The sequence below is a fragment of the Nitrospira sp. Kam-Ns4a genome (assembly GCF_965152595.1).
Genome location: NZ_OZ224218.1, coordinates 2,013,105 through 2,039,694, shown reverse-complemented (window position 1 = coordinate 2,039,694; position 26,590 = coordinate 2,013,105). Strand labels below are relative to the sequence as shown.

The 26,590-nt window shown below is 67.1% G+C and carries 26 protein-coding genes and 1 tRNA gene; 7 read left to right on the top strand and 20 right to left on the bottom strand.

From position 1 onward, the window contains the following. Positions 1-63 precede the first annotated feature (63 nt). The 3 genes from ACWHYQ_RS10195 to ACWHYQ_RS10185 form a co-directional block, all read right to left on the bottom strand. A complete protein-coding gene (locus ACWHYQ_RS10195; protein WP_447972023.1) occupies positions 64-804 on the bottom strand; it encodes an MCP four helix bundle domain-containing protein in 741 nt (246 codons plus the stop codon). Positions 805-938: 134 nt separating this feature from the next. Next, complete coding sequence (locus ACWHYQ_RS10190) at positions 939-2,228, bottom strand: 4Fe-4S dicluster domain-containing protein (protein ID WP_447972022.1); 1,290 nt, start codon at positions 2,226-2,228, stop codon at positions 939-941. 62 nt (positions 2,229-2,290) lie between these two features. Then, the gene (locus ACWHYQ_RS10185) at positions 2,291-5,728 is read right to left on the bottom strand and encodes a molybdopterin-dependent oxidoreductase (RefSeq protein WP_447972021.1); all 3,438 of its coding nucleotides are present in this window, start codon (positions 5,726-5,728) and stop codon (positions 2,291-2,293) included. Positions 5,729-6,354: 626 nt separating this feature from the next. Here ACWHYQ_RS10185 and ACWHYQ_RS10180 point away from each other — a divergent pair. Continuing rightward, a tRNA-Gly gene (locus ACWHYQ_RS10180) sits at positions 6,355-6,429 on the top strand. A gap of 104 nt (positions 6,430-6,533) precedes the next feature. Here ACWHYQ_RS10180 and ACWHYQ_RS10175 read toward each other — a convergent pair. The 10 genes from ACWHYQ_RS10175 to ACWHYQ_RS10130 form a co-directional block, all read right to left on the bottom strand. Further along, positions 6,534-7,172, bottom strand: coding sequence for a hypothetical protein (locus ACWHYQ_RS10175; protein WP_447972020.1), 639 nt, complete (start codon positions 7,170-7,172; stop codon positions 6,534-6,536). After that, the gene (locus ACWHYQ_RS10170; protein WP_447972019.1) at positions 7,169-7,480 is read right to left on the bottom strand and encodes a hypothetical protein; all 312 of its coding nucleotides are present in this window, start codon (positions 7,478-7,480) and stop codon (positions 7,169-7,171) included. Before ACWHYQ_RS10170 ends, ACWHYQ_RS10175 begins: the two co-directional genes overlap by 4 nt. Further along, a complete protein-coding gene (locus ACWHYQ_RS10165) occupies positions 7,477-7,962 on the bottom strand; it encodes a hypothetical protein (protein ID WP_447972018.1) in 486 nt (161 codons plus the stop codon). Before ACWHYQ_RS10165 ends, ACWHYQ_RS10170 begins: the two co-directional genes overlap by 4 nt. Positions 7,963-8,044: 82 nt before the next feature. Continuing rightward, the gene (locus tag ACWHYQ_RS10160) at positions 8,045-8,197 is read right to left on the bottom strand and encodes a hypothetical protein (RefSeq protein ID WP_447972017.1); all 153 of its coding nucleotides are present in this window, start codon (positions 8,195-8,197) and stop codon (positions 8,045-8,047) included. A 71-nt stretch (positions 8,198-8,268) separates the two neighbouring features. Beyond that, positions 8,269-8,430 carry a hypothetical protein gene (locus tag ACWHYQ_RS10155; protein ID WP_447972016.1) on the bottom strand — a complete coding sequence of 54 codons (162 nt, stop codon included), beginning with the start codon at positions 8,428-8,430 and terminating at the stop codon, positions 8,269-8,271. Between the two features lie 1,851 nt (positions 8,431-10,281). Further along, the gene (locus ACWHYQ_RS10150; RefSeq protein WP_447972015.1) at positions 10,282-10,587 is read right to left on the bottom strand and encodes a hypothetical protein; all 306 of its coding nucleotides are present in this window, start codon (positions 10,585-10,587) and stop codon (positions 10,282-10,284) included. Between the two features lie 434 nt (positions 10,588-11,021). After that, positions 11,022-11,975: a substrate-binding domain-containing protein gene (locus ACWHYQ_RS10145; protein ID WP_447972014.1), complete on the bottom strand. Its 954-nt coding sequence runs from the start codon at positions 11,973-11,975 to the stop codon at positions 11,022-11,024. A 657-nt stretch (positions 11,976-12,632) separates the two neighbouring features. Continuing rightward, positions 12,633-14,051: a sigma-54-dependent transcriptional regulator gene (locus ACWHYQ_RS10140; protein WP_447972013.1), complete on the bottom strand. Its 1,419-nt coding sequence runs from the start codon at positions 14,049-14,051 to the stop codon at positions 12,633-12,635. 270 nt (positions 14,052-14,321) lie between these two features. After that, entirely contained in the window at positions 14,322-14,948 is a 627-nt protein-coding gene (locus ACWHYQ_RS10135) for a class I SAM-dependent methyltransferase (protein WP_447972012.1), read from the bottom strand. A gap of 12 nt (positions 14,949-14,960) precedes the next feature. Then, positions 14,961-15,710, bottom strand: a complete 750-nt coding sequence (locus tag ACWHYQ_RS10130; protein ID WP_447972011.1) for a hypothetical protein — start codon at positions 15,708-15,710, stop codon at positions 14,961-14,963. Positions 15,711-15,821: 111 nt separating this feature from the next. Here ACWHYQ_RS10130 and ACWHYQ_RS10125 point away from each other — a divergent pair, with 111 nt between their 5' ends. Next, complete coding sequence (locus tag ACWHYQ_RS10125) at positions 15,822-16,061, top strand: hypothetical protein (protein ID WP_447972010.1); 240 nt, start codon at positions 15,822-15,824, stop codon at positions 16,059-16,061. Positions 16,062-16,090: 29 nt separating this feature from the next. Beyond that, on the top strand, positions 16,091-16,657 hold the full coding sequence (locus ACWHYQ_RS10120; protein ID WP_447972009.1) for a pentapeptide repeat-containing protein: 567 nt from the start codon (positions 16,091-16,093) through the stop codon (positions 16,655-16,657). 115 nt (positions 16,658-16,772) lie between these two features. On the opposite strand, the gene ACWHYQ_RS10115 is transcribed toward ACWHYQ_RS10120, so the two are convergent. The 3 genes from ACWHYQ_RS10115 to ACWHYQ_RS10105 form a co-directional block, all read right to left on the bottom strand. Further along, positions 16,773-16,982: a hypothetical protein gene (locus ACWHYQ_RS10115; RefSeq protein WP_447972008.1), complete on the bottom strand. Its 210-nt coding sequence runs from the start codon at positions 16,980-16,982 to the stop codon at positions 16,773-16,775. Then, positions 16,964-17,230 (bottom strand): hypothetical protein, encoded by a 267-nt coding sequence (locus ACWHYQ_RS10110; RefSeq protein WP_447972007.1) that lies wholly within the window; start codon positions 17,228-17,230, stop codon positions 16,964-16,966. Before ACWHYQ_RS10110 ends, ACWHYQ_RS10115 begins: the two co-directional genes overlap by 19 nt. 162 nt (positions 17,231-17,392) lie before the next feature. Then, positions 17,393-18,058 (bottom strand): hypothetical protein, encoded by a 666-nt coding sequence (locus ACWHYQ_RS10105; RefSeq protein WP_447972006.1) that lies wholly within the window; start codon positions 18,056-18,058, stop codon positions 17,393-17,395. Positions 18,059-18,198: 140 nt separating this feature from the next. On the opposite strand from ACWHYQ_RS10105, the gene ACWHYQ_RS10100 reads away from it, so the two are divergent. Beyond that, positions 18,199-19,833: a tetratricopeptide repeat protein gene (locus ACWHYQ_RS10100; RefSeq protein ID WP_447972005.1), complete on the top strand. Its 1,635-nt coding sequence runs from the start codon at positions 18,199-18,201 to the stop codon at positions 19,831-19,833. Between the two features lie 4 nt (positions 19,834-19,837). Here the strand turns inward: ACWHYQ_RS10100 and ACWHYQ_RS10095 are convergent, their stop codons facing one another. Further along, a complete protein-coding gene (locus ACWHYQ_RS10095; protein WP_447972004.1) occupies positions 19,838-21,544 on the bottom strand; it encodes an ATP-binding protein in 1,707 nt (568 codons plus the stop codon). A gap of 201 nt (positions 21,545-21,745) precedes the next feature. Here ACWHYQ_RS10095 and ACWHYQ_RS10090 point away from each other — a divergent pair, with 201 nt between their 5' ends. Both ACWHYQ_RS10090 and ACWHYQ_RS10085 read left to right on the top strand, forming a co-directional pair. Beyond that, positions 21,746-22,405: a hypothetical protein gene (locus ACWHYQ_RS10090; RefSeq protein WP_447972003.1), complete on the top strand. Its 660-nt coding sequence runs from the start codon at positions 21,746-21,748 to the stop codon at positions 22,403-22,405. Between the two features lie 44 nt (positions 22,406-22,449). Then, entirely contained in the window at positions 22,450-22,887 is a 438-nt protein-coding gene (locus ACWHYQ_RS10085) for a methyltransferase family protein (protein ID WP_447972002.1), read from the top strand. Positions 22,888-22,893: 6 nt separating this feature from the next. On the opposite strand, the gene ACWHYQ_RS10080 is transcribed toward ACWHYQ_RS10085, so the two are convergent. The 3 genes from ACWHYQ_RS10080 to ACWHYQ_RS10070 all read right to left on the bottom strand — a co-directional run bounded on the left by ACWHYQ_RS10080 (position 22,894) and on the right by ACWHYQ_RS10070 (position 25,544). Next, positions 22,894-23,313, bottom strand: a complete 420-nt coding sequence (locus ACWHYQ_RS10080) for a hypothetical protein (RefSeq protein WP_447972001.1) — start codon at positions 23,311-23,313, stop codon at positions 22,894-22,896. Positions 23,314-23,401: 88 nt separating this feature from the next. Continuing rightward, the gene (locus tag ACWHYQ_RS10075; RefSeq protein WP_447972000.1) at positions 23,402-24,874 is read right to left on the bottom strand and encodes a TM0106 family RecB-like putative nuclease; all 1,473 of its coding nucleotides are present in this window, start codon (positions 24,872-24,874) and stop codon (positions 23,402-23,404) included. A 31-nt stretch (positions 24,875-24,905) separates the two neighbouring features. Further along, on the bottom strand, positions 24,906-25,544 hold the full coding sequence (locus ACWHYQ_RS10070; RefSeq protein WP_447971999.1) for a hypothetical protein: 639 nt from the start codon (positions 25,542-25,544) through the stop codon (positions 24,906-24,908). A 136-nt stretch (positions 25,545-25,680) separates the two neighbouring features. Between ACWHYQ_RS10070 and ACWHYQ_RS10065 the strand changes: the two genes are divergently transcribed. Continuing rightward, a complete protein-coding gene (locus ACWHYQ_RS10065) occupies positions 25,681-26,574 on the top strand; it encodes a HEAT repeat domain-containing protein (protein ID WP_447971998.1) in 894 nt (297 codons plus the stop codon). Positions 26,575-26,590: the final 16 nt, after the last annotated feature.

The following is a 26,590-nucleotide window of genomic DNA, read 5'->3' as shown; positions in this document are numbered from 1 at the left end:
GCCCGTCAAGCTCTCGTTCCCGCCAGCTGCCACAGTTGCACGACGCTTGCGTCCCGGGTCACACTACCGATCCGGAGTCGGTCGCCGCTCCGGAGAGCTCCTCGGAACCGCGGGGTGCGTCTCCTCCCCGGTACGCCGACGGCCCACGGGTGTCCCCCAGAGATTCAAGAGGGCCAAGACGAGGCTCCCGACGATCAACCCCGCGCTGGTCTCCCTGATCGTGACGATCCCGTCATCCTGCATCTCCTTTCCCACCTCCGCGACGGTTTCCAGGAGCCGGTCTAAGGCCAAGCTGACCGCGACCAATCTGGCTCCCGCCGTATCCCGGATGTGGATCTCTGCCTGTTGTCGCAGCGCGGCGGCCTCAGCAGCGGTCCCGGCCGACCGCATGGCCTGCAACAGCATCACGGTCCGTTCCCCAGCCGCAAAATAGGCGTCCAGGCTCTCCCGCAACGCCTGCTGCTCACTTCGGCCCCGATGTCCCAGCAAGGCGGCAGCGGCCGAATAGCGATCCATTGCCATCTTGATCCGGGCACGCTGGGTCGGGAGCGAGCCGAGCGCCCGGTCGTATTCATCCTTCGTGGAGGCTTCCAGCGCCTGGATGACGGTGGCCCGATAGCGGATCACGTCAGCCATGATGTGGGTAAGGTCCGTCGCCGCCAGCGTGTGCTCGGTATACATCTTCCGGAGGTCTTGATCCACCCGATCCAGCGCCCGCGCGCTTACGAGGCCCAGCAACACCACGAGCAGGCTGACCAGCACCTGGTTCCAGGACGGCCACCGGTTTCTCTTGTGATCTGGCATGGGTCCTCGTAAAGGAAGGGGGCAGGGGCGCTCCCATGCGCCTCCTGCCCCCTCGCCGAGCCCTCAGCGCTCAGCTTGCAGCCTCCCCATGGTTGCTGACGGCTGAGCACGGATGGCGGGGTGTGGCCTCAGCCTCAGAGCCAGTTCACCCGCTCCGCGGGCCGAATGTAGATCGGCTCCTCGATCTGCTGCCGCACCACCTCCTTGCCCGACTTGTTGAACCCCAGCACGGTGTCGTTGTACATCTCGAACCGCCGCCCGTGAATCTGGGTCTCAAACACCTTCGGGCCCGGAATCACGTCGTACCGGAACACAATCTGCTGGCTCGCCCGCCACAACTGCAGCACCGCCAGCAACTCCCGGCTCGGCACCAGGTACTTCTCAATGGCGTTGTCCACCCCCGGCCCGAACATCTGCCGGATGTACCCCCGCGGCGCCCACCGCGGCGGAATGTAGTACCCGTTCGGCTCCGTCCCCCACTGCGGGTACAACGGCAACGCCACCTGCTCCACCCGAATCGCAAAGTACAACGGGTGCCACCGGTCCTCCGCCCACAACCCGTCCTCGCCGATCCGCACCAGGCTCTGCATCCGAATCTTCCCCACGCAGGCCGCCATGCACCGCGTCTCCATCGGCTCCCCGCCCGTCAAGGGGTCCTTCCCCTCAATCCGCGGATAGCACGCAATGCACTTCTCGCTCACCCGCGTCGTCCCCCGGTACATCGGCTTCTTGTACGGACACTGCTCCACGCACTTCTTGTACCCCCGGCACCGGTTCTGGTCAATCAACACAATCCCGTCCTCCGGCCGCTTGTAGATCGCCTTGCGCGGACAGGCCGCCAGACACCCCGGGTACGTGCAGTGGTTGCAGATCCGCTGCAGGTAGAAGAAGAACGTCTCATGCTCCGGCAACGAACTGCCCGTCATCCGCCACGGCTCGTCCCGCGTGAACCCGGTCTTGTCAATCCCCTCCACCACTGCCCGCATGGAGGTCGCCGTGTCCTCGTAGATGTTGACGAACCGCCACTCCTGGTCCGTCGGGATGTAGCCAATCGCCGCCTGGCCCACCTTGGCCCCCGCGTCGAAAATGGTCATCCCTTCAAACACCCCGTAGGGCGCATGGTGCTTGCGGCCCACCCGCACGTTCCACACCTGCCCCCCCGGGTTCACCTGCTCGATCAGTTGCGTGATCTTCACGTCGTAGAACTGGGGATACCCGCCGTAGGGCTTGGTCTCCACGTTGTTCCACCACATGTACTCCTGCCCCTTCGAGAACAGCCACGTGGACTTGTCCGCCATCGAGCAGGTCTGGCACGCCAGACACCGGTTGATGTTGAACACGAAGGCGAACTGCCACTTGGGGTGCCGCTCCTCGTAGGGGTAGAGCATCTTCCGCCCCAACTGCCAGTTATAGACTTCCGGCATGGTTCCTCCTCCTTCTTCTCATAATCAAGTGGTGACTGGTACGCGCATCCGGTGGCGATCGGTTACACCTTGATCTTGATGTGCTCGCCCTTGAGCCACTTGATCATGAACTCGTTCTCCTGCGCCGGCGTGAAGCCCGTCCGCACCGGCTCCCACGGCCCGCGCGCCCCGATGCCCCCATCCTCCGCCTTCGTGATGCGGATCAGGCACTCCTTCGGCACCGTGTTGACCGCGTGGTGGTCAATGCCGTAGCCGAACTTGAACTTCCACGCAATCGCATGCTTGCTCGGCAGCGAGTCCGTCTGGTGCATCGGCATCAGCCAGGAGCGCGTGAACGACTGCTGCGCCCCGTACCGGAAGTTGCTCTGATAGCCGGTGTCCACCGCAATCGCCCGCCCGTCCGGCCGCGTCTCGTGCCCCTTCACCGACTTCGCCGTCGCCACGTAGGGGGCGTGCTTCGCCATCGTCACGTGGTACGGATACGCCGGGTTGTACTTCGCCCGGATCATCAACCGCGCCACCTTGTAGAACGGATCGCTCGGCCGCCAGCCCCGGTACGGCCGGTCCACCGGGTTCCCGTCCACGTACACGTAGTCGCCGTCGTTGATGCCCCGGTCCTTCGCCGCCTGCGGGTTGATGTGCAACTGGTGCTCGCCCACCCCCGGCGTCCGCTTGTCCATCCGGTACGGATCGCCGAAGTTGGACTCGTACATCTGCACCCAGTCGTTCACCGACCACTGGCTGTGCACGCGGTGCCGGGTCTTCGGGGTCACGCAGTAGAACTGGTACCCCTTCTCCCACAGCGGGTTCGCGTGCCGCTTGATCTCCTGCCACGGCAGCTTCAGGTTGCGCACGTGCTTGTCGTCGTGGTGCTGGGCTGTGATGGGAATCCCATAGTCGTCCGGCCGGATGTACGGGTTCGTGGACATGATCGCGTTGGGCAGGTACGGCGTCGCCTCGGTGCCCTCCCGGTGCGCCACGAAGTTCTCGCCGTACTCGATCGCCTCCGGCTCGATCCGGTAGTTCTCGTACCGGCCGGTCCGGGTCCACATCGGCTTCGACTCGTTGGTCTCCTCCCAGAACGGCTGCCGCGGATACGTCCGCGTCATCACCATCCAGCCCTTCTCCGACTTCAGGCATGTATCGGCCTGATAGCCGTAGAAGGTGCTCGAGGCATCCAGGAGCCGTTGCACGTACACGTCCACCCGGTTGAGGTACACGAAGTGGAAGACATCCTTGATCCGCTTGTCGCCGGTCATGTCGGCCAGCTTCGCCGCCACGCCCGCAAAGGTGTCCGCGTCGTTGCGAGTGTCGTACAGCGGCCGGATGCCGCCCTTCCAGATCTGCAGCCACGGGTTGCTCACCGTGATCGTCATCTCCGGATAGGTGAACTCCATCCAGGAGTTGCAGGCCAACGCCACGTCCGCATGGTTCACGTCCGAGGTCATCTCAATATCCTGCGTGACGATGCACTCGATATTGGGATCGACGTTCTTGACCATGTCGTAGTGGTGCTTGGCGTTGTTGAGCACGTTCACGTTGGTCACCCAGCGGAACTTGCTCGGGCTCGGCATGTGGGTCTTGCCCGTGAACACCTTGCGGCCGTACTTCGGCGTGTTGACGATCAAGGCCGTGTCCCCGTGGTTCCAGTACCCGACCTCTTCGCCGTAGTAGTAGGACTTGACCTTGATCTCCTTGCCGTGGGCCTCCGGATCCAGCGTGAGGTTGAATGGATCCTCGCCCGTGTGCACGCCCAGCCCGCCGCCCGACCAGGGGGTCGCCGTCCAGGCGCCGGCCTTGTAGTTGCCGGCCCAGGTGTGCTGGCCCGTGCCGAACTTGCCGACGTTCCCCGTGATGATCAGAACCATGGCCGCCGCCCGGCCGTAGATCGTCTCGTGGAAGTAGTGGTTCACCCCCTCGCCGTTGTGGATCGCCGCCGGCTTGATCGTGCCGCTGTCCCGGGCCCAGCGGACGATCAGGTCCTTGGGCGCCCGGTTGATCTGATGCACCGTGTCCAGGTCGTAGTCCTGGAAGTGCACCAGATAGAGCTGCCAGACCGGCATCACGTCCACCTCGCGGCCGTTGAGCAGCTTGACCCGGTAGGTCCCAGTCAACGCCGCGTCAATGCCGCTGTTGCGGAAATGCCAGCCCACCAGCTCGCGATCCAGGAACACCGGCTGCTGCTTGTTCAGGTCCCAGACCATGCAGCCCCCCAGCCGCTCGATCGTCTCCGGGTTGAGCGTCTGCACCTTGCCGGAGTACCGGTTCGAGTAATCTGGGAACTTGAAGTCCGGGATCACATCCCGCGGGTCCAGATATTGGAGCGTGTCCGTGCGGACGAGGATCGGCGCGTCCGTGAACTCCTTGAGGAAGTCCACGTCGTGCATGTTCTCGTCAATGATGATCTTCATCGCGCCACAGAACAGCGCCCCGTCGGACTGCGGCCGCACCGGAATCCAGTAGTCGGCCCGCGTCGCCGTCGGGTTGTACTCCGGCGTGATCACCACGATCCGGGCACCCCGCTCGATGGATTCCAGCTTCCAGTGGGCCTCCGGCATCTTGTTCTCGACGAAGTTCTTCCCCCAGCTCGTGTTCAGCTTGGAGAAGCGCATGTCGCAGAGGTCAATGTCGGAGGTTTGCGCGCCGCACCAGAAGGGATGCGACGGGTTCTGGTCGCCGTGCCAGGTGTAGTTCGACCAGTAGCGGCCGCCCTGCGCCTGGTTGGGCCCCACCTTGCGGATGTAGGTGTCCACCAGCGGGAGCACCCCGCCGTTGAACCGGGTGTTCATCATCTTGCCGACGATGCCCAACACGGGCATGCCGGCCCGATGCTTGAAGGTGCGCGTACCGGCGCCCTTCATCATCTCGATCATCTCCGGCGGATAGCCCTGCTCGCGCAGCCGCCGCGCCCCCGCCTCGCCGCTGTAGCGCGTAGCGATGATCAGCACCGCCTTGGCCAGATAGGTGAACGCGGTGTCCCAGGACACCCGGACCATGTCGTCCAGGTAGCGGGCGTCGAATTTATACTTGCGCTTGACCTCAGGCGTGAGTTCCGGGGCGCCGGCGTCCATCCACTCCTTCCAGCCCTTGCGCATCAACGGCCCCTTCAGCCGATAGGGCCCGTACACCCGGCGGTGGAAGGTGTAGCCCTTCAGGCACATGCGCGGGTTGTGGGCGAAGGTCCCGCGGTTGCCGTAGAGGTCCTCGTAGGTCTGGTGGTCGTAGTTCTGCTCGACTCGCATCACGACGCCGTTGCGCACGAAGGCACGCACCCGGCAGGCGTGGGTGTCGTTCGGAGAGCACACGAACGTGAAGGAGGAATCGTACCGGTACTGGTCATGATAGACCCGCTCCCAGGACCGGTCGGGATACTCACCGAGGGGGTTGCCCACCTCGACGACCGGCTGCAGCGCGGTCAAGGCGAGAGCGCGGTCCGCGATCGCGGCCGCCACGATCGTCCCGGCTGAAGCTTTCAAGAATTGCCGACGTGAAAGGAACATTGTGACAACCTCCTGAACTGGTTAACGGCTGGCAACGCCAGCCACCTCACCGCTCGTGGACTGACTCAGGGATAACCCCGCCTCACCTCCTTTCCCTCCTTAGCTTGCCGCCATCCCGCCCTCCAGGCTGACGGAACTTTGGCACAGGACAACACGTTGGGAGGAAAGCAAGATCAACTCCAGACGGACGGTCCTTAGGCGCAGCGGTGAAGACGTTGAAATCGCGATGAAGTTGGCCGTGAAACCCGCGACGCTCTCAGCCTGAGAAAGCAGAACGTGAAGTGAAGGTGTCGGCGGAGCGAGCGTGAGAGAGGCGTTAACCAGATTTGTTCAACCTAATCAGCCTCTTGGAAGAGCTCAACCATGTTACCAGGGGGTAACGCTAGGCCCCTCATTTGTTACTGGCGGGAAGCTGATCCAAAGAGCAGACGACCGGATCACGACGGACACGGGTCGCTTCAACCCATCTGCCCGCATGGCCCGATCGCCGGACAGGGTATCACGGCATTCTCCAGCCACTACAAGCGTGCGGAGCGATCTCTGGTCACAGCTCGCCCCGGCGCTTGGCTTGACACACTGGGGCACCACCAGTAGAATCGGCTTCCTTTCGCTTATTGGATTGGCGAGCGGGAATAGCTCAGTGGTAGAGCATCGCCTTGCCAAGGCGAGGGTCGCGGGTTCAAATCCCGTTTCCCGCTCCATCCTCACCCCTTCTTCTTCAATGACTTACGCACTTGAACCCTGACGCAACTCGCGATCGGGGATTGCAAAGAGGGCCTGCCCGGCGCAGAAGGTGGGGGGACGGTCAAGCGCTTCTATGGGGCGTGCCAGCGCCAGATGGTCCGCCGTTCGGCCCACTCTCGTCAAGCAGCCTGACGGCGGCGAACCGGCCGCGAATGGACTCGAGGATGACGCGGCGCAAGCGTTCGCGATAAGGGGTCAGGCTCTCGTCGCGGAGATAGCGGTCCACGGTCCTCGGCAGCCTCCGCCACCAGGCCCGGGCGAACGTGCGGGCGCCACGGGCTGTGCCGCCTCCGTCCTGGAGCATCCGCCGCACCTCCCGCTCAAAGAAGCCGACGTGGAGTTCTTCGTCCTCCAGGATCGCGGCTAGGTCCGGGCGCGTGGCGGTGAGGAGCCTCGCAAATTCCAGCCCCAGGGCTTCATACCCATACAGATGGACGGCCAGCGCCCACCATTGCACAGGGACCCGGGGCAGGATCGGCTCGTGCCGGGAGCGCGCACCGAGCAACGTCTCGAACCGGCGCAGGTGGTCCTGTTCGTCCTCCTCGTGACGTTTGAGAAACTCCCGCACGCGCGGCGGGACCGGCCGCGTCTGCGCGGACCGGACCGCCCGAAGCGCCATCGCCTCGGCCCGGAGGAAGCGATCGAGCAAGGCGCGCTCGCAGTTCCCGGGGAGAACATGCACGAACGGAGTGGGCGTCACCGAGGCGGCTCCAGCGGGCCGGCCCACTGCCCTTTGATCCGGACGACGTCCACCAGGTTGTTGGGTGGCCCCAGGTCGGCCATGAGCTTGCTGTCAATCCGGCCGTTGTCCACGTGGACCAGTCTCGGCTCGCCGATCCCCGGCGGCTTGTACCAATACCAGCCGGGGCAGATCGGCTGCTCGTCGGTCCAGACGAGAACCATCTGGGCCAACTCCCGCTCTAGCGCCTGCTGCACCGCATCGGAGGATCCGGCCACCCAGGGCTTGATCGCTTCATACAAGGCGAGGACTTTGCTCCGCAGCGTCATGGCACGCCCTGCTTCTTCCCTAGCGGGGTTTCGCTGATCAGCCGGTTTCCCAGGTAGAGCGCCTGCTTCACTGCGCGGCCGGACTCGTCGTAGGACAGAATCGTGAGAGTGTCTTCGGAGGGAAAGTACTCACGCCAGAGGCCGTGCACTCGGCCACCACGGCATTCGACCTCTTTCCAGATCCGCGCCTGGCGGCGGTCGCCGTCGTTCCGATACGCTTGGAACAGTCCGTCCCGGCCGATGGCCTTGCAGACTTCAGCCATGGATCGGCTCACGACGTCGCGATCCACGGCGACGGGGGTCCCTTGGGCGTCGAAGAAGGTCACCGTCAGTGGGACACTCTCCGGCCGCTTGCCTTTCAGGCACCGCTCATAGGCCTCCCCTTGCAAGCCGCGGCACCCCGCCTCGACCGGCCCAGCGCCGGGAAACAGCCAGAACGGCCCGAGCACAACCAGCCCGATGATGAAGAGTCGGACAGTCACGGTGAAGGTTTCTTTACCCAAGACCGATACGCCAAGTCTTCCAGGAAATCAAGCGGCCAGCGAGGCAGGCGGGAGTGGTCTCTCAAGCGGCGTGGTGATGGTCCTGCCGGGGCGATTGGGCACCCCCGGCGCGCGAGGTCCGCCGCTTTTCGCTCGTGCTTTCGGTCGCCGTACGGAACGCCAGGCCCCGGACCAGAATCGTGACGCGCGCGATGCCGATCATCAGAATGCCCATGGGTCAGCTCCTTCCTGCCGTCGGCCCCGGGCTCGACGGTGACGCCCGGAACCGATTTCTCCGTGAATGCACTAGGCCGCTTTCGCCTGTCCAACCGGCCGCGCCAGGGCTTCGGCTGGATCGATCACAGGTGGACTCGCTCCCGCCGCGCCCACATCCCTGGTGATATCGAAGATGACCAACCCTAGCATCGCCGCCAGCATCAGCCCTGTCATGATAATTCCCCACGCCATGGTCCGTTCCTCCTGTGTTGTTCTACCTTTCTCCTGTTGCGACTCACCGCCATCGAAGGCACTCGATCCCGACCCGCCTTGGTCCGAACCGTCCACGCCCCTCGCCCGGCGGTTCGCCGCAGGCAACGTGCGCAGGCGACAGCCTGGCCCCGCGGGCGCACGGCACCCGAACCCAGAGACCGCTCAAACCGCATTGGACTGCGAAGGGGAAAAGACCAGCAATCAACCGCGCGGGGAGAAAGCGGGAGGCGCGAGAGACAGACGGTCTACGTGAATCGCAGCAACGATATTAACCCTACAGGAAAATCGGTGTCATGTCAAGGACGGTTCCTCTGAGCTCCACAGCCCTCAGGTGGCTAGAACCCATCCTGGGCGTACCGGATGCCGACAAACGGGCCCGTGCCCTCGGGAAAATAACTCTTGCGCACGTAGCTTTCAACAAGCTCGCCAGGTCGCCAACGAACCGCCACGGAACACCTTCTGGTGACCGCCAGCAAGACCCTGTGGATTGCTTGCCTCGCCGGTCGCGCACGACTTCCCGCCGTACCAGTCCGCCACCCATTCGGCGGCGTTCCCCCCGTGCCGTATACTCCGCAAGGGCTCTTCCTCGCCTCGTCGCTATTCACCGGCCGAGGCTCTCCCCGTAGCTGTTGTTGCCGGGCAGTAAAAATCTGCTGCAGCCAGGTGCCCCCGACGACCGGCCGCTCGCCGGCCGTGGCCAAATTGACCGGGTCCCACAACATCGGGCGCAGCTCGCAAAGGCGCTGCCCGCAATCCAGACCATCGGTGCCACGCTTGCGCGCGCCTCCGCCTCGAACGCGCGGCGCGTCTGGGCAAACGGGGGAGCGCCCGCGCTCAGGTAGCCGACCCCATCGGCAGCATTATGGTCACGGTATGGAACCGCGACAATCTTGAGCTCGGCAGCGGGGACGGTCGCCTCGGCTCGCAGCGTTTCCACGATCCGGACGAGCTTCAGGTCGTCCCGTGGGATGCGCAGGCCGAACCGATTCAAGCTAGGATCCTCGGGTCTCGCCCCACTGACTCAGCACTGCGCGACGTCCGGCTCCTGGAGCGCATCGGGCTGACCCAGCTCTCGCAATAACGCAAACGTCTCGGGGCTGAGGCAGAATTCGCCGTAGCTTTTCTTAATGGCGATCTTGCTGGATGCCATCCCCGTCTACCCTCCCCGGTGATTACGCCTACCTGCCGCAACGACTCGACCGTAGGCCCTCGACCCGTGTCGCGAGGACCGGTGCGGCCACATCCACATAGGCCAGGACAGGGTTCGCCCCAACCAGCGGAGCGGAGTCGCCATCCAGCACGTCCAGTGCTCTGCGAGCGCTGCGCGCGTGGGTCCACGGGGATGACGTTGATCCGCCTGCGCCCCGCCGGATCGAGGAGAGGGAGCCGGCCCGTGGGCCTGCCTCTCATGCGCCTGCGGATGGAATACAGCGCCGGGGGTGGAGGGGTGGCCACAGCACAGACAGTACCAGCCGTGAACGGAGTCCCGGCCGGTCGCGCTGCCGGCATCCGCAAGCCGGCAGGCGACCATGCGGGCCTCGCAACGCGGGCAGATCATCCGGGTGCCCCTCTCCAGTGTCACTCCATCCTGACCCGCATGGAAGGAATCAGCCGAGCGCTCCACCGTCCGTTCCCGGACGAGCTGCGATCCATCGCTCATCGGCCGAGCACAAGGGCCCAGAGCGCGGTGCCCACTACGCCGAGGGCAAAGAGGCCCACGGCGAACGCGACGACTCTGTCACGCCACACATGCATCGAGACTCTCCCGCGTTCGCACTCTCGCGAGGCCTATGACCACCGTGGCCTTCCCCCCGTTGCTCCCCCGTCGGCTTAGCGACCGGGCACGGCTTGGATCGCTTGCCGATCCTCCTCGTCCCGCCCGCAGCTCTGCTCCGCGATCATGCGCTGCCCGGCACTGGCATCCTTGGGAATTCTGGCCAAACAGGCCTTCAGCGTGTCCTCGACGGCGCCCGACGCCACGAGGCCAAGTCCTTCCACGGCAGCGGACGGCGCGGCTCCTGCCGGCGGTTGCTCGGCGGCCCGGGATGATTCTCCAGGGAGCCACAGGATCAGCCCCGCTGCCAGCGCCAGTGACGGAACGAGGAGCGTGCGCCTTAGGAACAAAGAGACTCTCATGGTGCTGTCCTCCCTTGTTTTGATCGTCCTCCGACGCGATCCACTGATGAGTCACGGGATGATCCTCAGCGTCGATCTCCCAACACCTCCCCGCGGTGGAGAAGGGGGGAAAGGACGCGGACTCGGTCCTGCGGTGCAATAGCTACGAGCCTGTCCGACACTGCCGTGAGGATTTTTCGGGGCCAAGAGCAAAGCAGATGCCGGCACCTCGTTCGTCGCAGTAGAAGGGATCAATGTCGGACAGGCTCCTAGGCAGACGGTGCCGCCGAGTGATGCTGGCGTACAAGCGGCGGAGACTGAGGAATCAGACGCGCAGGGATACTCGGGATGCGCGAGCGATCGGACAGTCAGCGTAGCTTAACACGTCATACGCTCACCCTACGCGACAATAGGCGCCCGGTCAAGCGGGATCTGTGCAGCCCGGGAGAGTCTTGTCATTCCGCCAGGTTGCCAATCGCGCGGCCCCCCAGTGCGTGCTCGCCAGGCGGTTGCGGCTCCTCGGCGGCACGGTAAGCCGTAAACAGCTCGCCGACAATCTCCTGGCCTTGAGGCGACAGGGCGAAGCTGGTAAAGGCGTCCGCAACAGGGTTCGGCTCCTTCTTTGAGAGCAGCAGCACTGGACGGCGAAGCTTATAGCGTCCGTCCTTGACCGTCTCTTCAGCGGCTTCCACCCGATCAATCACAAGCAGACTGACATCTACCCCATACTTCACCGCTTCAAGCGCCGGCTTGAGCGAGGCATAGGCCACCGCAGAAACGCTGCCGGCCACCGTACTCATTGCGGCCTGGTCCGATCGAATCACCCGGGCCGAGGGAGGAATCTGCCCCGGAATGTCGAGCGCTTCTTCAAAGCCCTGACGGATATTCTGGTTCGGCGGACGATTGATCAGTTGGATGGCGGCGCTCTGTCCGCCAAGTTCTTCCCACCGTTTCACCTTGCCCGAGAAGATCGCGGCCACCTGCTGTCGAGTAACCTCCTTCGTCGGGTTGGCGATGTAGACGACCACGGCGATCCCGTCCCAAGCGATGGGGGTCGCAGCCAGGCTCGGATCCGCTCGTCCGGTCACGGCCACATGGGCAACACCGGATTTGACCATGGCAATCGGATCTGAAGACTGGTCCCATCGGATCTCCACAACACTCCCGAGGTGGCCCTTCTCGAACGCCCGCGCCAACCGCTCGATGGTCGGCAGCTCGGGTCCATTCCCCGCGATGATGATGGAGCCGGCTCCGGCCGCGGACGACAGCCCCAGGATCGTGGCGAAGACCAGACTTTGCATCCTGATCGTCGGGGGAGACATCGGAACAGTTCCCTTTTTAGCGGTGCGCTTCAGGGTCCGCGCCGGATGACGGGATCCCTCGGGAGAAAGGCCCGCCGGTTTGCCCATGGCCCCTTCCCACCCACAACGGAGGCGATCCTTCAGTCTATCGTGTCCCGACCCGTAAGCGGCTCGCTCGCCTCCTGGCGCCTGGAACCACCAGACACGACCGGCACGGTACCGGGAGGACGAGCCAGGCTTCGCCTCGGGGCCTGGTGCCCCTTCCGATTCGCTTCGATTCCGGGATCCACGGTCTCACCACACAGGAGACATCGCCACCCGGCAGCGGAGTCGCCGCTCGCGGCTTCCCGCATCTTGATCGCGATCATCAGCCCCTGACACCGAAGACAGTGCATGGATTGCTCCCTTCCGGGCATCTGTCCCGATTCCTGCCCTGGGCTCGGGTCGCCAACGGACTCTGTCTAGTAGTGCCAACTCGCTCGAATGATGGCGCGCTGCAGAAAGGCTCTGGCGGCGAAGCGGCGGAGACTGAGGAATCAGACGCGCAGGAATGATCGAGAGGCGCGAGAGATCGGACAGTCTGCGTGGCTTGCCTATCACCCTACGCTAGAAAGGTCGCCTGGTCAAGCGGCATGTGGGCGGTCTCGGAATGCCTCATGATTCCGGCCGGTTGTCCCGACGGGGATATTCTGAAGCCTATCGGCGACCGGAACCCGGGGGACAGGAGGACCGCCCAACAGACGGTGCAGCTTGGGTGCGGAGCGGTCAGCCGGTGAAGGGGTCAACGGGCAGTTTCGGTGCGAGGTTCTTTTTCCTGATGAGCCGGGACAGGTACGTCGGTTGCAGCCCCAAGGCTTGCGCGGCCTTCAGTCGACTGCCGCCGGCACGCTCCAGGGCCTTGAGAATAATCGTGCGGCTATACTGCTCCATGGCTTCGTGATACGGCAGGTCCCGGTCGGCGGCGGGCTGACCAGCGTCCCTGCGGGCCAGCGCCTGCGCGGTGGCGAGCCCGAGGTGCTCAGGCCCGATGGTCTGCTCTGGACACAGGACGACCGCGCGGGCGATCGCGTTCTCCAGCTCCCGGATATTCCCGGGCCAGGGATGCCGGACCAAGGCGTCGAGCGCCGACTTTGTGAGGCGCAGCTCGAGCCGCTTGGCCTCGCGCGCAGAGCGCTTCAGGAAGAACTCGGCCAGGTGCGGGATGTCTTCCTGGCGCTCCCGGAGCGGCGGCAGGGTCAGCGTGACCACGTTCAGGCGGAAGAAGAGGTCCTCGCGAAACTGCCTGGCCTTGACCGCCTCGGGGAGATTCCGATTAGTGGCGGCGATGACCCGCAGATTCACGCGCACGGGGCGTGTGCCGCCGACTCTGGTGAACGTTTGGTCCTGCAGGACCCGCAGCAGCTTGGTCTGAAGCGCCTGCGGCATGTCCCCGATCTCGTCCAAGAAGACCGTGCCGCCGTGGGCGACCTCCAGCTTGCCCTTCTGCAGACGGTCCGCGCCGGTGAAGGCGCCCTTTTCATGGCCGAAGAGCTCGTTTTCGAGCAACGTCTCGGTGAGCGCGACGCAGTTGATGACCACGAACGGCTGGGCCCGGCGCGGGCTCCACTGATGGATCATGCGGGCGAAGAGCTCCTTGCCCGTCCCGCTCTCGCCGAGCAGCAGCACGCCGGCACAGGACTGTGCAGCCCGCTGGGCCAGCTCGACCACCGAGCGAAGCGCCGGGCTCGTGCCCACGATCTGCTGGTACCGCGCCGCCGATTCCCCGCGCAGGTAGTCCACCTGGCGCCGCAGCGACTCCTGCTCCTGGGCCCGGCGGATGGCCAGCTCCAGATGGTCGCCCTCGAGCGGCTTCGTGATGAAGTCCACGGCCCCCGCCTTCATCGCCTCCACCGCCCGGGTGATGGTGCCGTGTGCCGTCATGACGATCACCGGTAGCTCGGGTCGCCCGCCGCCGGCCTGGCTCAGCCGCCTCAGGACGTCCAAACCGGAGCATCCCGGCATCTCGATGTCCAACAGCATGAGGCTGGGCGCCTCTCGGTCGAGAAGTTCCAGCGCGCGGGGGCCATCCTCGGCGATGATCGTGTCGAAGCCCAACGCGCCCAGCCGGTCCTGGAGGACGGTGAGGATGTCGGGGGCGTCGTCCACGATCAGGATCAGGCCGTTCCTCGCCCGCGCGTCGTTCATGCGTCCGCTCCCGAGCCCCGCAAGCACCGCCGCCTCCCGAGCTGGTCGGGCCCACGGACAACGAGCCCATGGAGGCATCGGGCCCCCATGAGGCACTCCGCTGCGGCGCCGGCCTCAGTGTGTATCCGCGAAAGTTCGCCGTCATTCTGCTGGCAGGAGGACGAACAATGTCAAGCGGATTTTCCCCAGGGATCGGGAAGCTCCAGCACCGCCACCCGCATCGGAGTCGGCCCCATCCGCGCCGGCCGAACAGGATCCAAAGCGGCGGCGTCAGCGCCGCGCCAGCACGTTCAGCCAGCGCCCCTTACGCTCCCGGTTCGCGACGATCTGCAGGCTGAGGACGGTCCAGCCGGCCTGCTCGATGGCGCGCGTGAGCGGCACCTTCTGCCAGCGGGAAAAGTACCGGCCTGGGATCCAGCCGTCCAGCCGCACGCCGTCCGCGCAGCCGTGGGCGAAGGTGGCCGCCAGCAACCCGCCGAGCGGCACGAGCGCGAGGAGCGCCCGCAGGACGCGCCGGGCTGCTGGCTTCGGGAGATGGATGAGCGAAGCCGCCGCCCAGACCGCGGCAAAGGTCTCTCTACGGAACGGGAGGGCGCGCAAGTCCGCTTGCACGAGCGCGGCGCGGGGGCTGCATCCCCGGGCGAAGCGCAGGAACGGCCGGCAACCATCCATGCCGACCACCCGATAGCCCGTCCGCCGGAGGAAGCGTAGATCCTGCCCCGGCCCGCAGCCGAGATCCAGGATGCGGGCGCAGGGAGACAGATGCGAGAGGCAGGCTCGGAGGAGCCTGGGCGCACGATAGTGGCGCCGGCCCCACTGGCGCAGGTACGTGTCGGCCTGCGCTTCATAGATCCGCAGGGTCTGCACGACGACGTCAGGCTGGGAGATACCGCGCATGGGGCGGGTCGCCTAATAGGCGGGCGGCTTTGACAGCGGCACGTTCGAGAAGAGCTGCATGGCCCGCAGGGTGTCGAAGGCCGCGACGGCATCCCCGCGGGTCAGCAATCCAATCTTGCCGGGGACCAGCGCCTCGTCCGTCACGGAAAGCACCAGGGTGCCGTCGAAGCCGATCTCCAGGTAGGGCTTGTTCAGCTTGGCGGTGTTGATCTTCTCCACGCGGAGGCCGTGCCACAAGTTCTTGCTCTTCTTCAGCGTCTGACGGCCAAGGATCGTCTTCTGGCCACCTCGCACCCGGAGCACCTCCAGCGTCTCCATCGCCGCGTCCACCACGATCGCATGGAAGTTCTCCGCGTCCTTGGCGGCAAGCACCAATCCCGCCCCGCTTTGCGGTCCGCCGGAGAGCACGCGGAGGACCACGGCGAGGTCCACATAATCGAAGTCGCGCTCGTTCAGCAGGAGCAACCGCCAGCAGTCGGGCGCCGCACAGGCGTCAGCCTGGAGCAGGACGTTTGGCGGACCTGGCGCGTGCGGATCGGCCTCGATCGTCCAGGCCGCAGCAGACCCGCCGCCGAGTACGGCGGCAGTGAAGCCAGCCGGGGGTCCACCGGGCTGCTCCCGGTCGAAATTCCAGGCCCCGGTCCAGAAGGGATCGGCGCCGCCCGTCTCCGCTGCGGCCGACAGGCCACCCGGACAACTCAGCGTCAGGACGAAGGCGACAGCCGCGATCGCCCACGCCTCCCTGCTCCAATCCCACGCCATGCGACGCTCCCTCGCAACCGACTCCGGACCCCATGCTGGCCTGCGCCGGCGGGCCCCTTAGCCTCGTGCCGCCCCCGCAGCCTTTACAACGGTCCGGGGCGCACCCGCCTCTTGCGGCCGGCACGCGCTACAGTAGCTCTATGGATCGCCGGCGGTCAATGGGTCTTCCGGGTCTTCCGGGTCTTCCGGGTCTTCCGGGTCTTCCGGGTCTTCCGGGTCTTCCGGGTCTTCCGGGTCTTCCGGGTCTTCCGGGTCTTCCGGGTCTTCCGGGTCTTCCGGGTCTTCCGGGCCCGGGTCCCTGGGCCTGCTCGGCTGGCCCACCCTGCCCAGGACACCCAGGAGAATTGGTAGAATAAGGACGTTCCGGTGAGGACGTTGACATGGCCAACAAGGAGCATGTTGACCGGATCAAGCAGGGCGTCGAAGCGTGGAACCAGTGGCGGAAGGCCAACCCGACCGTGCACGCCGATCTCGCCTCGGCCAGCCTGGCAGGTCTCGCGCTGCCGGGCGTAAACCTGAGCGGGGCCAACCTGCTGGACGTGAACTTTCGCGGCGCCAATCTGGCCGGAGCGGATCTCATGGGCGCGAACCTGACCGAAGCCAATCTCATCGAGGCGAACCTGGCCGGCGCCACGCTCTCACAGGCCAACCTCACCGAAGCGGACTGCACCCGGGCGAACCTGGCGGAGGCCAACCTGGTTAAGGCCAACCTCTTCAAGGCCGACCTGACTGGCGCGACGCTCTCCCGGGCCGACCTGAGCGGGGCGAACCTGTCCAAGGCCGTGCTGACGAAGGCGGCCCTGGACGGGGCAGACTTGCGGGGTACGCTCAACGTGACGGTCACCCAGCTTGGCGGCGCGGCGACGCTCGCGCAGGCCCGGCTGGACCCAGGCGTGCACGCCCGCGTCGAGAAAGAGCATCCCGAGCGGCTCGCGCCGAGCAGCTAGGGCCCAGCGGTGCCCGAACGGATTGGCTGGACACACCGGCCTCGCGCGGGCCCGTTCCCGATCGGTTCCAGGACCGGACCGACCGGTTGCACACGCTCCCGACCCCTTCAGGACATCAGCCGCCGGCAGTCTCGAGGTAAGCACCGATGCCGTATCGCTCGAACAGGGCGGTCATGGAGGATAGCCGGTCCAGGACCATGACGCCGACGAGAATCGGGAAGGCCCCTGTCACGGACGAGACGAGCCCGCGGTAAGTCCTGCCCCGCTTGCAGCCGGCCAGGAAGCGGTCCACGCCGAGCGCGACCGTCAGAAACGGCGTGCCCAACCCAGGGCGTAGAAGCTCAGGAGCGTGACGTCGTCCAGCACAGTCTCGGCCGTGCCGGCAAAGAGCAAGACGGTGCCGCGCACCGGCCCGGTGACGGTGGGATTGAGGATGGACCGGCCCGCCGCGACAGCCCGCGCCGCCCTGACCAACGCCTCGCCGCTGACCTCTTTCTTGAGGAGGGCGCCGCCGGCACCGGCGAGGCCCGTTGCCAGGACCGCCTCGTCGGCAGCGGAGCAGAATGAGTCCATTGCCCGGAGGAGCCACGGCGTGGAACTCCTCCAGCAGCCCCTTGCCCAAAAACCCGGAGGCGAGCGCGCGCTACTTCCAGCCGTCGGATTCGGCGGGCCGCTGCCTTGCACCCTGGCCAGGGCGAGGCCGATCCCCAGCACCGCGACCGCGCTGCCGGTTCATCAGTTGAGCTTGGGTCCGATGGTGGTGGAGAGTTCGGAGGGGAGCGCCAGGATCAGCGCCGGCCGATTCGCCTCGTCCGCGTGCACGACGGCCGAGATAAGGCAGATCTGCGGGATCGGCTCGGGCGGAAAGGTGAGTAACGCCGGGAACTGGCTGACGACGGGCAGCCCGGGCAGCCGGATCAGGTGGAGTCGTAAGGCCATCAGAACATCCCGGACACGCAGCGAGTGCTCATCGTCTGGGAGGGATTGGGAGGCGGTGATGCCGGCTTCCCAGAGCGGCCGGCTGATGCCGACCGGGAGCCTCAGTCCCATCGCGGCAGCCTGCTCGCTCACGTCTATCAGAAAGCCGGCCGCGATCGCGTCCGCGCGCGAGGCGAGCTGGGGCGTGGCCATCGCGTCCGCAGGCCCGCCGGTGGCGACGACGTCCGCGTGTCGTTCTCCGAACGGGGCGGCAGACCCGGTCGCCCCGCTGACGGTCGCCGCCTGAGAGCCAAGCGCCTCGGAGAGTCCGTCAGCCGGCACCGGAGCCTGAGCGCCCATGGCCTTGAGGAGCCCTTCGTAGACCGCCTTCGCCCTCCCTGTCCAGGAGGGGTCCAGCGGAAGCCCGCGGAAGGCCGCCTCGGCGGCCTTCCGTTCGTCATGAGTCAACTCGCGCGGATGCATGTCGCATAGATAGGCTCGAATGGGCGGATGTCAACTGGGCCGGACAGGCGCCTCATTTCGTGGGTCCTCGACCGGCCGGCCGTTGAGCGGCACCAGGGGACGCGAGTAGGATAACCGGCGACGACGAACGGAGAGCAACGATGGGCCCCCTGCGCCGATACCACGCCGCGACCCTGCCGGCCCTGGCGATCCTGTGGACGCTTGGAGTCCCGCCCGCGCTGGCCGGCCCCGAGCCGCCGGGGCTCGGCGCGATTGACTTCCCCACCTCTGGCTCGCCCGAGGCACAGCGCCACTTTCTCCGCGGGGTGGGCGCGCTCCATTCCTTCTGGTACGAGGAGGCGCTAAAGGCTTTCCGGGAGGCCACGCGGGCCGACCCGGGGTTTGCCATGGGCTACTGGGGCGAGGCGATGGCGCACAACCATCCGGTGTGGCGCGAGCAGGACACCGAGGCCGGGCGGGCAGCGCTGGCCCGCATCCCGAGCACGGACGGGCTTCCCGAGCGGGAGCGCGCCTACGTGGAGGCGGTGCGGGTCCTGTACGGCGAAGGCCCGCCGGAGGCGCGGGACAAGGCCTACGCAGAAGCCATGGAGCGCCTCGCGGCGCGGTATCCCGACGACCTCGAGGCCGCCTGCTTCTACGCGCTCGCCCTGCTCGGCATCGCCAAGCAACCGGACGAGGGGCTGCGGACGCGGATCAAGGCCGGCGCGGTCGCGCTCGAGGTCTTCCGCCGGAACCCTCGGCATCCCTGCGGCGCCCATTACGCCATCCACGCCTTCGACGACCCCGACCACGCGATCCTGGCCCTCCCGGCCGCAAAGCGGTACGCCGCGATCGCCCCCGCGGCGCACCACGCGCAGCACATGCCCGCCCACATCTTCGTCCAGCTTGGCCTGTGGCCGGAGGCCGCAGCCTCGAACAAGGCCGGCTGGGAGGCGTCGAAGGACTGGGTGGCGCGCGAGGGGCTGACCGTGAACCTCCGCGACTACCACAGCCTCCACTGGCTGACCTACGTGTATCTCCAGCAGGGCCGCTACCGGGAGGCCGAGGCGCTGCTCGCCGAGAAGCGGCGGGACATGGCCGCGTTTCCCGATCCGTCGAAGGCGATGGGGTTCGGGTTCCAACGGGACGTGACCCGTAACTACGACGAGATGGCCGCGGCCTTCGTGGTGGAAACCGAGCGGTGGGAACTGGCCCCGGCCCTGTGGGACGAGGTGGCACAGCAGGCGGACGTTGCCGGCGCGCTGCCCGTCTTCACACTCGGCCTCGCCGCGGCGATGCGCGGCCAGGCCGACGCCGAGCGCGCGGTAGCGCGGCTCCACGCGCTGCGGACGCAGCAGCCCGCGAAGGAGTCCTCCCGGCGGGGCGACAAGGCTAAGATGCTGGAGATCCGCGAGCTGGAGGTGCAGGCGGTCGCGCTGGCCTCGCAGGGCCGGAACGACGAGGCCCTGGCCCTCATGCAGCAGGCGGTCGGGATCGAGGAGTCGCTCCCCCCGCCGGCCGGCCCCCCCGACACGATCAAGCCGCCGCACGAGCTGCTCGGCGAGCTGCTGCTTCGCGCCGGGCGGCCGCAGGAGGCGGCTCGGCAATTCGCCGTGTCGCTGAAGCGGCACCCCAACCGCGCGCGCTCGCTCCTCGGCGCTGCGCGGGCCGCCGCGAAGAGCGGGGACCGTGCCGGGGCAGCCGCCGCCTACGCGAAGTTCCTGGACATCTGGGCCGGGGCGGATCCGGACCGGCCGGAGCTCCCGGAAGCGCGCGCTGTCGCGACCGGGCCCTGAGCGGTTACGGCTCTCCTTTCCCCGCGAGCACCGCGTGCACCTTGCTCGCCAGGTCCTGCGGAGCGAAGGGCTTGGCCAGGAACGGCGCGCCAGGCTCATCGAGGAAGAACGTGCCGTCGGTGTAGCCGGAGATGTAGAGGATCCGCAAGCCGGGCCGCGCTTCCGCTGCCCGCGCCGCCACCTCGCGCCCGTCCATTCCCGGCATCACGATGTCGGTCAGCAGGAGATGGATGGGGCCCGGATGCTCCCGGCAGATCCGCAGCGCCTCCTCCCCGTTGGGCGCCGGGAGCACTTGGTAGCCATAGGCTTCCAGAATCTCCTGGGCGATGGTCCGGACGGGGTCCTCATCCTCCACGAGCAACACAGTGCCGGCGCCGTGGAAGTCCCCCTCGGCGGGCAGTGGCGGCCGCACCGCCTCCGCGGGGCCTTCCGCGCGAGGCAGGTAGATCTCGAACGTCGTGCCCTGGCCGACCGTGCTGGACACCCGGATCGCCCCGCGGCTCTGCTCGACGATCCCATAGACGGTGGCAAGCCCCAGGCCTGTGCCCTTGCCCCGCTCCTTTGTCGTAAAGAACGGATCGAAGATGCGGGCCAGCGTGTGGGAGTCCATCCCATGGCCGGTGTCGCTCACGGTCAGCAGGACATAGGGGCCGGGGGGCACGGGCCCGCTCGCGTCGAGCACCGGCTCGGCCAGCGCGACGTTCCGCGTCACGATGTTGAGCCGGCCGCCCTGGGGCATCGCGTCTCGCGCGTTGATCGTGAGGTTCATGATCACCTGCTCGATCTGGCCCGGATCGGCCTTCACCGGCCAGAGGCCGGGTCCGAGCGATGTGCCCAGGGTGATGTGCTCGCCGATCAGCCGCTGGAGCATCTCCCCCAGGTTGGCGATCACGGCGTTCACGTCCAGGATGGTCGGCGCCAGCACTTGCTGCCGGCTGAAGGCCAGAAGCTGCTGGGTGAGCGAAGACGCGCGCTCGCCGGCCTGACGGATGCGCGCCAGCCTCGCCGCCAGCGGATCGTCCGGCGACAAGCGGCGCAGCATCAGCTCGGTCACCCCGAGGATGACGGACAGGAGGTTGTTGAAGTCGTGCGCGACGCCCCCGGCCAGCCGCCCCAACGCCTCCATTTTCTGGGATTGACGGAGCTGCTCCTCCAACCGCCGCCGCTCAGTGACGTCGTTGCCGAACCCGATGATCTCGACGAGCCGGCCGGCCTCGTCGGACCGGCTGATCGTGGTCCAGAGGATCGTCCGGCGCTCACCTGACTTCGCCCGCAGGACCATCTCGTAGTCCCGAACGTCCCCCTGCGCCAGCGCCTCGAACAGCGCCTCCACCTGTCGATAGGCCTCGCCCGGGTAGAACGTCCGCCACCAACTGCGGCCGACCAGCTCTTCGGCAGGGTAGCCGCCCACCCGTTCGCCCGCCGGGTTAACGAAGGTCGTCGTCCCGTCCGGGGCGATGCCGCAGATGATGGCGGGCGAGTGCGCGACGATGCGGATGACCTCGTCCAGCTCGGCGCGCAGCCGTGCCTCCGCGGTACGCCGTTCCGCCACCTCGGCGCGCAGCCCGTCGAGGGTCGCCGATAGCGCCTGCGCGCGGCCTTCCGCCTCCTTCCGCATCCGGCGTTGCTGCACGAACGCGAGCAGCGCCGCGGTGCCCAGGAGGACTGCGAGCGCCGCGGCGAGCGCACTGGGGAGAGCCCCGCTCGTCATCAGCCAGCCATACACGGACGCACGCGATGGGAGGAGTCGTGTCCTGGGACGGCGTTCTACGTCCGTCCGGCGCCTAGCCTACTGAGGCCGCCGGGCCCGGTCAAGCCTCCCTGACCCGGTGGCAATTGTCGCCGCAATCCTCTACACTCTGTCGCCGTCGGCCCTCCCGATGCGAAACCGCAGGGCCGCCCTCGCGAGCCGATGCGACCTGAGGCGATAGCATCCGAGCAGCACCTCCTGGACCGACTCCAGCGGGCCGACTCCTGGATTCGCGTCGCCTCCGGTCTGCGGCCGGACCAGAAGCACGAGGCCTTCATCTTCCTCTCCATCGCGTTGAACTGCCTCTACGGCCGGCGCCAGTACGAAAGGGACGAGACGCGGATCGGGGAAGACCTGGAGGTATTCCTCACGAAAATCCAGGCCTTACATGAGCAGGATCGGGAGCAGGGCGGCTCGCTGCTGACGGCAGCCACCGCGGCCTGCCGAAAGGAGGGCGCCGCGCTGATCCGAGACAAGTTCCTGGTGAACCGGTACTGGCGCGGCGAGCAGCCGCCCGCCGAGCTCCAGGATCGGCTGAACCGCGACGCCGCCCAGGCGCTGACCCGGCTCGCCGAGGGGTCCTGTCGCGAATTCCTGGCACTGGCATTCCGCCGGATCGCCGTCCTGCAGAACCAGATCATGCACGGGTGCGCCACGTACGGCCCGCGGTCCTTCGGCCGGGCCTCGCTCGACAAGGGGTTGCGGGTCCTGCGCGTGATGGTCCCGGCCTTCTACCAGCTCATCTCGCGGCACGGCCAGGCGGTCAAGTGGGAGCCCGTACCCTATCCGCGCTGGGGCTCGCCCCACCACCCCCACCGGTGAGCCGCAGGAGGCCGGGGCAGCCCGAGCACGAGCCGCACGACGCTATGGCAAAGGTCCGTTCCGTCCTGCTCGTCGCCGTCCAGTTCGGGAGCCTCGCCCTACTCCTGCTGTCGGGCCCGCTCCTTCCGGCGGGCGCGGCGCTCCGCGCGCTGCTCCTCGCCGGTGTGCTCCTCGGGCTCTGGGCGGTCGCGACGATGGACCGGCGCTCGTTCACGGTATTGCCGGACGTCCGGCCGGGCGGCTCGCTCGCGACCAGCGGGCCGTACCGCTACATCCGGCATCCCATGTACGCCGCGGTGCTCCTGGCGGCGCTGGCGCTCGTGCTAGACCACCCGTCGGTCGCGCGCCTCCTCGCCTGGGCCGTCCTGCTCGCCGACCTACTCGTCAAACTCCACTACGAGGAGCGGCTACTGGCCGAGCGCTTCCCGGAGTACCGCGACTACTGCGCCCGGACGGCGCGGCTGATCCCGTTCCTGTTCTAGCCCAGGCTAGGACTTCCCCTTGCCGGGAGTCTCGCACTCCTCGCGCCTCCAGTCCTTCAAGACCTTGTCCGGCGAGAAGGTCAGGATATAGCGCATGCAATGCAGCTTCTGCCCCTTGGTGTCTCCACCTTTGCCGATCAAGGCGGCCGCCTGGTTGCCCAGCTCCGCCGCCGGGCGGACGAGGCTGTCCATGCTGTAGGGGTTCTTTTCGCTGTCCGTGAGCACGAACCGATAGGTCCAGACCGACTCCCCGCCCAGCAGGGATTCCTTAGCGCTGTGGGGCGGGCCGAACTTTTCCTTCACCTGGTCCTTGGTGACCTTGTTCAGGCCGTCGTCGAGAAATTCGTCGCGCCAGTGCGCGCAGGCCGCCAGCACCAGGCAGGCGGCCAACAGCCCCAACCACCCGATCGTCTTGCTCGCCCGCATTTCCGGCCTCCCCTTGCTTGGCTCCGCTCGCGATTCCGTTGCCCACAGTACCGTGAACCGTCCCGGCTGTCCACTTCCGCCGGCCCCGTCAGGAGCCGAGTCCGTCGCCGCCCGGCGCCGCGGCCCTCTCGAAATAGTTCTTGATCGCGAGCATCGCGCGGCAGTCATCCTCGTTGTAGCGCAGGATGCGCATCAGCGCCGCCTCGTTGGACGGGTCGGCCAGGTACTCGTTGTACCAGGCGATCGAGTTGGCGCCGGAGGGGTCGGGATCCCGCCACGAGAAGCCGATCAGCTTGGCGATCTGCTTGATCCCGTAGGAATAGGCGGGCCAGTCGGAATGCTCCACGATCAGCTTCTGGTAGAGATCGTACTCGCGCGCACGGTAGCGGTCGAAGACGGCCGGGTCGAGCGCATACCGCTCCATGAGCTGCCGGAGCGTCGTCCGCTCCTTGTGCGAGTACACGTAGTACACGTCGTCCTCGGCGGTGGCGAGGAAGGCCCAGAAGGCGCGCGCGGCGATCTCCTCCTCGTCGGGCCGGCGGGCCAGGACATAGTCGAAGCGCGGCTCCCCGTCGCGGTCCTTGATCAGCAGGCCGAACAGGTAGGTGACTCCGCGCGTCGGATCGTCCTCGATGTCGAAGTACACCTCGCGCGCCTCCCTGGGAAAGCGGTAGCCGGGCCGGATCTCGGGCCGGCCGGCTAGGCGCACCTGCGCCCGGGTCTTCATCCGCCGGAGAGATTTCTCCCCCAGCCCGGCGATCCGCTTCCCCGGGGCGAGATACGCGGCCACGTCCATCCTCGCAATGTCCTCGATGGTGCGCAACCCCGCCGCCTTGAGCTGAAACTTCTGCCGGCCGACGAAGAAGAGGCCGGTGGGATCGGACTGTTCGGTCACCCAGCGCTCGCACTTCCGGAGCCAGGGGCAAAGCTGACAATGACTCCCGAGGACGGGCTCGGAGGTCTCCGTCCCCGCCGTGAGCCGGCGCGCCGCAGCGAGCGCCTGCTCGAAGTCCGCCTGGAAGGCCGCGGGGTCGAACGCTTCGACCTGCTTGTCCACGTTGATGATCCGCGCGAGGGGTGGCAGCGCGCCCTGGATCCGCTCGAGCAGCATACGGTAGAACAGCACCTGGAACGCGTAGTGCTCCTTGAACTTGGTCCGCTTCCCGTCCCGCTCCTCCCATCCCTTGCCTGCCTTGATGTCAATCGGCTCGTAGAGGTAGGGCCCGAGCTTCGAGGGCATACCCTCGTGCTTGAGCAGGAGGTCCGGCCGGCCCAGGTCGACGCCGTCTCGCAGACAGCCCTGGTAGATCAACGGGGCGCCCTCGCCCATCAGCCGACGCGTCTCCCGCCACGCCTCGTCAACGGGAAGCGCCTGGAGGTCCGCCACCGGGAGGTCGCCGAGCAGGGCGAGGTACTCGCGCTCGGTCTGGAGCCCGAGCTCCCAGAGCAGCTTGACGAAAGAGCTGACCTCGCTCTTCTCGGCCGGGTCGCCGTTGGCGTCGAGGTAGACGCGATGCGCGCATTTCGTGAGGTTGTACAGGGCCTGGGCGGTCAGTGTCATGGTGCCGCGCCTTGGCGCCCTCCCGGCTCGCCTACTCCCGGCAGCCGCCCGTCCAGCCGTTTGCGGCCGACGCCTCGTCCCACCGCTCCGGCGGGCAGAAGGCGCGAGAGACCGCGTGCGAGGTGAGGATGTCGAGCCCGTAGGTCGGGGTCGGGGCCGGCCGCGACCAGCGGGCCATGCCCAGGAAATAAACTTCGCCGGTCTCCACGCCGACCACGCGAATCAGCACGCGGATGTCGTAGCCGTCCGTGAAGCCGGAGACCGGCTGGCTCTCCGTCTGGAGAAAGGCGACGAGCTGGGCCCCCACGAGCTTCCCGACGCCGATCGCGTCGGCCAGGCGCTCATCCCCGTACCGCAACAGGGTCTTCTGCTCGTCGAGCAGGGCCTGCAGATGCTCCCGTTCGACCACCGGGTAGCCCAGCTTGAGCAGCACACCCTTAGCGATGATGAGCGCCTCGTCCGAGCCGGGCCCCTGCACGTCCTTGACCCAAATCCCACCGGTGAGCGGCTTCTCGAACTTCCGATAGGTGCCGGTCGTCTCCGCGTACATGATGTGCATGTCCGGATGCTCCCGGATCGGCGTTCGCGGCGGCGCGTCCGCGCAGCCTGCCACGAACACCCCCAGCAGGACCGGTCCCCACCAGCGCAGCCGCGGCAGCGGCATGATCATGCAGTTCCCCCCTGACGCCCCTGCGGGCCACCCCCGGTCCGGCTTGCTTATACCACAGTTCGCCTGGGGGTGGATTCGCGCGGGCCGCTGGGCTACACTGGGCCTCCTGGTTATCCATTATCCAGAGAGGTCTCCCATGGTCACCGGCGTCGTCGCAGGGTTGGTGTTCCTCGGACTCTTTCCGGTCAGCGCCGCAGCCCTCATGCAGACCCGCGAGCTGACCGAGGCAGATCTTGAGCGCCTCGGCCAGGCTCGAGCGATTCGGGTGGAAGGGGATTCCTCGACGTGGCGCTCGCGCGGGCGGGTCTCCTTTGCGGTCATGCCTTCAGTACGGGCCAAGCTGCGCGCCGCCGGCTTCACCGTCGTCCAGAGCGAGGGCGAGCCGCACGACCTGACCCTGAAGGTCGCCTACCGCGAGGAGCGCGGCCGGCAGTTCCGAGCCGATCTCTACGAGACCGACATCCGCTGTGCGATCAGCCTGACGCACCCGACGCTCGGCGTCCTGCTCTTGGTACGGATCGAGGAATCCTCGAACGACGAGGGCCTTACCAACGCCCCCTATGTGGATGTGCTCCACAAGGTCGAGAGCAACCCGTACTTCTATTTTCTGGGCGATCTCATCAAAGGATTTCTCGCGACCCGGCGGGACGCCGGAGCCACGTTGATCGCCGGGGCCGAGCGCTTGGGCGACGACGAGGACCTGCGGCAGTATCCCCATGTGGACACCGCAGCGGAGACGGGCGACATGCTGTCCGGGCCGGAGCTGCTCTATGGCGCACAGGCGCTGGCGCGCACGGCCCGCGAGCTGGGCGTGCTCCGGGAGGCGCGGGCGGTGCCGGTGCTGGCGAAGCTGCTGGAGCATCCTGATTACCGGGTCCGGCTGAGCGCGGCCACGGCGCTCGGGCAGCTTCAGAGCCCGGCGGCGCGGACGTCGCTCGAGCGGGCCGCCGCGCATGACAGGGACCGCACCGTCCGCGCCGCGGCGGCCGAGGCGCTCTCCCGGCTCCCGGCCCACACGCTGGCGCCGTGAGGCCGCGTCAACCCGG